The sequence below is a fragment of the Tritonibacter sp. SIMBA_163 genome (assembly GCF_046535935.1).
GTDB lineage: Bacteria > Pseudomonadota > Alphaproteobacteria > Rhodobacterales > Rhodobacteraceae > Epibacterium > Epibacterium scottomollicae.
In genome coordinates, this window is sequence record NZ_JAWJBP010000790.1 from 1 (window position 1) to 257 (window position 257).

The 257-nt window shown below is 66.9% G+C and carries 1 protein-coding gene; it reads right to left on the minus strand.

Features of this window, described 5'->3' with window-relative positions; translation table 11 throughout:
* Nucleotides 1-257: YmdB family metallophosphoesterase (locus R0J92_RS24480; protein WP_411053595.1), on the minus strand; the 257-nt coding region annotated here is incomplete at both ends.

The following is a 257-nucleotide window of genomic DNA, read 5'->3' on the forward strand; positions in this document are numbered from 1 at the left end:
AGGATGAAATCCGCCTCGCGCGGCATGGCGATGCCCTGCAGCACCCGGTCCATGCAGGCGAACGGATCGTCCAGCGGGTCCATGAACAGCCGGCACATGACGTTGGTCACCAGCACCTGGTGGCCGTTCGGGCCGGTCAGCATCGCCGTGCCCCGCCCCGGTGTGCCGTCCGGGAAATTCGCCGGACGGATCAGGCGCGGCTCGCCCTCGATATAGCCAAGGATCTCGCGCTGATCCCAGACATGGTTGCCGGTGGT